The sequence below is a fragment of the Novosphingobium sp. ERW19 genome, from assembly GCF_012641315.1.
GTDB lineage: Bacteria > Pseudomonadota > Alphaproteobacteria > Sphingomonadales > Sphingomonadaceae > Novosphingobium.
Genome location: NZ_JABAIC010000029.1, coordinates 1 through 5,213, shown reverse-complemented (window position 1 = coordinate 5,213; position 5,213 = coordinate 1). Strand labels below are relative to the sequence as shown.

At 64.7% G+C, this 5,213-nt stretch carries 7 protein-coding genes; all 7 read left to right on the top strand.

Features of this window, described 5'->3' with window-relative positions; translation table 11 throughout:
- Positions 1-314: 314 nt before the first annotated feature.
- Complete coding sequence (locus tag HGI46_RS21700) at positions 315-644, top strand: hypothetical protein (RefSeq protein ID WP_011445803.1); 330 nt, start codon at positions 315-317, stop codon at positions 642-644.
- A 26-nt stretch (positions 645-670) separates the two neighbouring features.
- A complete protein-coding gene (gene traL / locus HGI46_RS21695; RefSeq protein ID WP_020819170.1) occupies positions 671-958 on the top strand; it encodes a type IV conjugative transfer system protein TraL in 288 nt (95 codons plus the stop codon).
- An 11-nt stretch (positions 959-969) separates the two neighbouring features.
- Positions 970-1,542, top strand: a complete 573-nt coding sequence (locus HGI46_RS21690) for a type IV conjugative transfer system protein TraE (RefSeq protein WP_168905821.1) — start codon at positions 970-972, stop codon at positions 1,540-1,542.
- A complete protein-coding gene (locus HGI46_RS21685) occupies positions 1,542-2,300 on the top strand; it encodes a type-F conjugative transfer system secretin TraK (protein WP_168905820.1) in 759 nt (252 codons plus the stop codon). Before HGI46_RS21690 ends, HGI46_RS21685 begins: the two co-directional genes overlap by 1 nt.
- Complete coding sequence (locus HGI46_RS21680; RefSeq protein ID WP_168905819.1) at positions 2,293-3,633, top strand: TrbI/VirB10 family protein; 1,341 nt, start codon at positions 2,293-2,295, stop codon at positions 3,631-3,633. The genes HGI46_RS21685 and HGI46_RS21680 overlap by 8 nt, the downstream gene beginning before the upstream one ends.
- On the top strand, positions 3,630-4,544 hold the full coding sequence (locus tag HGI46_RS21675; protein ID WP_168905818.1) for a DsbC family protein: 915 nt from the start codon (positions 3,630-3,632) through the stop codon (positions 4,542-4,544). Before HGI46_RS21680 ends, HGI46_RS21675 begins: the two co-directional genes overlap by 4 nt.
- A gap of 4 nt (positions 4,545-4,548) precedes the next feature.
- Positions 4,549-5,213, top strand: a 665-nt coding sequence (locus HGI46_RS21670; RefSeq protein ID WP_168905817.1) for a conjugal transfer protein TraV, incomplete at its 3' end; no start/stop codon positions are given.

Here is a 5,213-nt window from a genome sequence, read left to right as displayed (position 1 = left end):
GGCATATCGCGAAGCATCCCATGTAGGAAAATGAAAAGAACATACATGGAACATCTCGTTTAGAGGCGAATCAGTTCCTCTATCCGAGTCGTCGCCAAATCCCGGCTGCCGTGACGGCGTTCACCGACACAAAAAGACTGACTTTACGTCCTTATCGTCGATTTTATGCGTTGAGCTGGAAAAGATGCGTCCGCATCCTTCCACCTCCAGACGGTATTGCTGCTGAACACTTTCCTACCAACATTTCCTAGATGCATGTGGAACACACAGCGAACGCAAGAACGCTGTGACCACCCCTCCAACCGGAGCTTCACATGCAGTCTCTCACCCTCCCCCGGCGCGCCAGCGTCAAGGGTCTCGGCAAGACCCTCAACATTGCTATCCCGGTCGCAATCGCGGCGCTTGCGGCGAGCGCCGCCTATGCCGGCGCTGACACGACCTTCACCCCTGCCCTCACGAAGTTCACCGACTTTCTGGAAGGCTCGGGCGGCAAGATCATCACGGTCCTCAGCCTCGCTGGCGGCCTGATCGGTCTGGCATCCGGGCGTTTTTCGCTCGGCCAGGTCGCCGTTCCGGTGGGTGTCGGCATCGGTGTCGGCACGGGTGTTCCGATCGTCACCTCGGTTGTGACCGCGGTCATCTGAGCGCGGCAAGGGAAGGCGGCGTCGCCATGGCAGACCCTTACATCATTCCTCGGCGGCTCGATGACCCGGAGCTTATCGGCTTCTGGACCATCGACGAGTTCGCGGGAATGCTGGCCCCCTTCACCTGGGGGATCCTCACCCAGCATATCTTTATCGGCATCATAGTCGCCTTCGGCGCCTGGTTCGCATTGCGAAAGGCAAAAGCAGGACGCGCCAGCTCCTGGGTAGCCCACGCCGCATACTGGTATCTGCCTGCAGGATTTCTGGGCCTCAAGGCAACGCCGCCTTCTCACTGCCGACTACTCGCCGGTTGAGGGGCACTTCCATGTATTCCGACATATCCCACGAACGGCAGCAATCGCTGCTGCGCCAGCGGAACCTCTTTGCGCTCACCAGTGCCGGCCTTGGCCTTGCACTGGTCGTCGCCGGGAGCCTTGCCGCCACCCGCGACCGCGAAGTGGTGCTGGTTCCGACCGTTCCCAAAGCGCTCACCGTGAGCAGTGCCGGGGTCGAGGCCGATTATCTCGAGCTCGTCACCCGCGATGCGGCTCTTGTTCTTCTCAATCGCAGTCCGGAAGGCCTCGATTACTGGATGAACGAGATCCTGAAGCTCGCTGATCCTGCAAGCTATGGCCGCCTCAAGGCCGAGCTCGTCCGGATCGTCGAAGAGCAGCGGGGCTCGGATGTCACCCAGGCATTCGTAATCCGGTCAATGACGGTCGATCCCAATGGCCTCACCTCGGATGTGACCGGCACGCTCAAGACCTTCGTCGGCGCGCAGGTGATTGCCAGTGACGAACGCCGCTTCCGTTTCAGCTGGACTTACCGCGGCCTGCGCCTCGCGCTCTCCGGGTTTGCGCAGCTCCCCCCACAGGACGAATCCAAGGAGGCCCAGTGATGGCTTACCGACCAGCGGCCCACGCACGGGTCCTACTTCTGAGCGCGGCCGCGCTGCTCGCCGTAGCAACTACCCCCGCCCATGCGGCCGACCAGTTCAAACAGGGCGCCGATGGCGCGGCGATCGAATGCAGCGTTTCAGCGCGCGAGCTCACCCGCTTCGCATTGGTCGACGACCAGTTCGCCAGCGTCTCGAAGATCTCGACCGGGACGCCCTACAATGACTTTGCCGTGACGAACGAGCCGGTGCGCGGCGACATATACGTGTCCGTGCCCGAAACCTACGCGGCGCGGGCCATCAGCTTCTTCGCCACCACCAAAAGGGGTTTCGTCTACAAGGTTGCGTGCCGGGTCGAGCAGATCCCGGCAGCGCAGATCTTTGTGACCAACCCGGCGATCGCGAAAACCAAAGCCGCTGACTGGGAAAGCCAGACCCCGATCGAGACCAGCGCCGTCAGGCTCATCCAGGCGATGGCCAATGACCGGACGGTCGATGGCTTCGAGGTCCGCCAATCGACTGCCATACCCGCACGGGTCGGCGATCTCGAAGTCCAGCTCATCGCTGATTATCGCGGCGCCAGCCTCACTGGGAAGGTCGTCCGCATCCACAATCGCGGAGCGAAACCCGTGACGCTCGCCGAACGCGATCTCGCACCGCGCGACACGCTCGCCGTCTCGATCGCCGAGCCAAAGCTCGAACCCGGGGCCAGCACCACGGCCTTTGTTGTCGGCGCAAGCGGGGAGACCGGCCATGACTGATGCAACCCATACGCCAGGCACTGCCCCTTTGCAGGCCGAGAGCGCAGCATCGTCCGAACTTTCCGGGCTCAACGCCCGTACCGCGCGCCGTCAAAAGCTGCTGCTGGGGTCGCTGGGAGCACTCGCCCTCATCGGCGGAAGCTGGTTCATCCTTGGCGGCGACGACAAGGCCAAGACCGGCGATCCCAATGCGGCGCAGACGATCGACACGGCAGGCCTGGTCAACCGCGACCTATCCCAGCGCGAGTTCGTCGCGACCTACGGCAACAGGCTCGATGCGGTCACCCGCGAGCAGAAGGCGCTGAAGGATGGGAGCATCCCGCGGACGGAGATCGAGGCGCAGCTGGCGGCTCTCAAGGCCGAGAACCAGGCCATGCGTGTCGACGGACAGGCTGCGATCGATGCTATCTCGGCAGAGAACGCCGAGCTCAAGACCCGGCTTGCCGCGCAGCCTGCATCACCGGCACCGGCTGTACCGCCACCGGCTTATGGGCCGCAGGCAGGCGGCTATGACGCAAGGGCCCGGTCACCCCAAACCAGTACCGGCGCCGCAGCAGGCGATCCGCAGGGCGGCATGATCCCTTTGCCTGGCGAGGTGAAGCTGATGAGCTTCAGCTCCGACAAGGCAGCGACCAATGGCCTCCGTGTGGGCCGACCCGATGCGCCACCGGTCGTCGTCGAGGATTCGCCCGATTATCTGCCGCCCAACTCCTACGCTCCGGCACGCGTAATCGTCGGCGTCGATGCCTCGGCAGGTGTCGCCAGCCAGACCGATCCGCTGCCTGTGGTGCTTCGGATTACCGGCCCTGCTCGTTCGGTGATGCAGAACGGAAGGGTTCTGACCACCCGGATTCAGGGCTGCGTCGTCAACGGCGCGGCACGCGGGGATCTCAGCAGCGAAAAGGTCTATGTGAAGCTCGCCCGCATGACCTGCGATCAGCCTGGCGGCAGGGTCGCAGTGAGCGAGGTCAAAGGCTTCATCAGCTTCGCTGGCAAGTCCGGGGTCCGCGGCCGTGTCGTAAGCCGCGAAGGCAGCCTCGTCAGCCAGGCCCTGCTGGCCGGGATCGTCGGCGGCTTCGGGCGCGGCTTCTCGGCCAATGCCAACAGCGTCTTTTCCGGCGTCACGACCAACCCCGACGGCAGTCGCTCCAAGCTATCGGCGGGCGACATTCTCGGCGGCGGGCTTGGCCAGGGTGCAGCCGATGCGGCCGACACGGTCAGCAAATACCTGATCGAGCGCGCCGAACAGTACCAACCTGTCGTCGAGATGCCGACCGGCATCGATGTCGAGATCGTGTTCCTCGACGGCGTCTACGTGAGGAATTCCCAATGATCGAAAATACTCTCCTCGAGCAGGGCATTGGTCGGCGCCGCTGGTTGCGTGCCAGCGCCGGACTGGCGGCGATCATCGCCGTGTCGGCCGCGACGGGATGGGGTGTGGCAAGCCTTGCTGCCCCTGCTGCCGCTCCGGACACGGCGAAGGTTCGAGAGGCGCTCAAGCTGCGCCTGCCCAAGACGCCGATCGACGCGATCAACTGTAAGGGCCTTGGCGGCCTGTGCGAGGTCGCTTCCAAATCGACGCTCTTCTACGTCGACCGGGCCGCAAAGTATCTGGTGATCGGCCGGGTCTACGACATGGAAGCCCGTCAAGATCTGACGGCTGCCCGGTTGCTTGCCCTCAATCCGGACCTGCTGGCAGCAGGGGCAGCGCGGCGCAGCAATCCCGAGACGCAAGCGGAAGGCGGCCCGAGCGCAGCCGCAGCTTCAGATCGAAACGCGGCACCGCGACATGTCCCGCTCGGCAAGCTTCCCGCCAAAGGCGCCATCACCTGGGGACCGGCCGATGGTCCACGTGTCGTCGTCTTTTCGGACTTCCACTGCGGCTATTGCAAGAAGCTCGAGGCCGAATTGAAGGCGATCGGAGCGCGGGTCGAAGAGCGGCCGATCTCGATCTTCGGGGCGGAAAGCCGGCGCGATGCCGAACGGGTTCTGTGCTCGCCGCGGCCTGAGCTGGCGCTGCATATGGCCTATTCGGGTCTCGCGCTCGCCAATCCCAAACCCTGCGACACGAGCGGTCTCGATGCCAACGAGGCCTTCGCGCGCGCCCACGGTTTTGGCGGCACACCTGTGATCGTGCGCCCCGCCGATGGCGCTGTTCTCGAAGGCTTCCGGCCTGCCGCCGTGCTCCGGGACTTCCTGCGCACTGGCCCCTCCCTGGCCCCCACCCCTGCTTCCAAAGGATAGACCCATGCGTTTTCCAACACGTCTCCTTGCCTGCGCCTGTCTGGCCGGTCTTGCCAGTGGCTGCGCCACGTTCGGCACCAACGTCGAGGGCGATTTCACATGCCGCGCGCCGAAGGGCGACTGCGCACCGGCTCACGTCATCGATGCCAAGGCGACGGACAATCTGTCGAACGGCACGCTGCTCCATGCTGACGCGCGGCAGAGGTCAGGCGTCGTGGATGCCGACACCAGCCGCACAGCGGAACGCACCTTGCGCGTCGTCTTCCCCGCTCATGTCGATGAAGCTGGAACGCTGCATGACGAAGCGGTCGCCTGGACCGTCGTCGAAAATCCGCGCTGGGCCACCGAGCTGCGCCGCAAGGCGGGCGAGGACCAAGGCGGATCCCTGATGCGCCAGGTCCGTCGGCAGCTGAAAGCCGCCCAGAGAGCCCCAGCACCGGACGGTGCGGAAGGAGACCCGAACGCACCTGATGAGGCGTCGCCCTTCTCGTCTGCACGCGACGACGCGGGTCAGGCTGGCGGCATCTCGGGCGCCGATGCCCCCAGTCCCTTCAACGAAACTTCAGATGCCTCGCCGCTGGTCCTCCCCTCCACGGCGCGCGAGGCCGTTGCCGGTGCCAAGGCACCGGCGGTCGAGGGGTTCGACACGTCGCCTCCCCCGCGTGATCG